We start from the raw sequence: 1,126 nt of genomic DNA on the forward strand, positions 1-1,126 counted from the left end.
CGGCGCTCGCGCCCGCCCCGGCCGCCCGGGTCGTCCGGCGCGCCCCCACGGGGACGTCGGTCATCGTGGACACCGTCGCGCCCGGCTGCCTCACCAGCCACGGGCTCGTCTTCGACGGCCGGGTGAACCGCGTCCAGTACCGGAACCAGGCCGACGCCGACCGGGCGCAGGCCAACCCGTCCGCGGGCGTGCCGGTCATGGACACCGGCCACGTACAGGTCCGCTACGACGCGCTGACCCGCCGCCTGACGCTGCCGCTCGCGATCGCCTTCCGGGGCGCGACACCCGCCGACATCACCGCAGCCGGCCAGCTCGTCGACCCCGGCCAGAGCGCCCCGGCCGCCGTCGACCCGAAGCTCGTCGACCGCGTCGCCGCCGAGTACCTGAACACCGTCAACACCGCGCTCAACGGCTGGTACGAGGTGGAAACCGAAGGCGGCACCGGGATCTGCGCGGGCCCGCCGATCCCGATCGTCGTCGAGGTGACCAGGGCCACCGGCGGCACGCCCGATTACACCGTGGCCGTGAGCAACCTCCGCGGCCGCTCCTACGTGGCCGAGGCGAGCGGCACGGCCCTCTTCTTCGCGGGCAGCACGGACCGGCTGACGTACGCCCACGAGGCCACCCACATGGTGCTGGGCCACCCGGACGAGTACCGCGAGGAGAACGAGCGGCTGCGCAGGGCGCACCCGCTCCAGAAGGGCGACGAGCGCGTCCGCACCGACTTCCCGCTGACCGCGGGCCAGTTCGACTACGGGAGTTTCGCCCTCCTCCACGAACGGCACTTCTCGTTCGTCCCGGTCTTCCTGCACACCGTGTTCACGCAGCTCGGCCAGCCGCAGTGCCGCCCGGTCCTGCACGCGCGCACCCGTCCGGTCGTCAACGAGCTCCGGGTCTCCGCCAGTGCCGGCTACGCGTCGTACGGGCGCGGCGCCCTCGGCGTGACCGTCGGGATCGACCCCCTCGGCCTGGAGCTCAACCGCACCCGGGAGTGGCAGTTCTTCCTCGGCGCGCACGCCACCTTCCTGTCTGCGCTGGACTACCGCAGCGCCTCCGCCTTCCTCGCCGGCGCCCGCTTCGGGATCGGCTACCGCAACCGCCCGGCCGCCGGCGGGCTCCAGCTCGG

At 73.9% G+C, this 1,126-nt stretch carries 1 protein-coding gene; it reads left to right on the forward strand.

Annotation, left to right across the window (positions count from 1 at the left end; genetic code table 11):
• Nucleotides 1–1,126, forward strand: a 1,126-nt coding sequence (locus AB0O00_RS40795; RefSeq protein WP_363659707.1) for a hypothetical protein, incomplete at both ends; no start/stop codon positions are given.

The organism is Kitasatospora sp. NPDC093558, assembly GCF_040683475.1.
Classification (GTDB): domain Bacteria; phylum Actinomycetota; class Actinomycetes; order Streptomycetales; family Streptomycetaceae; genus Kitasatospora.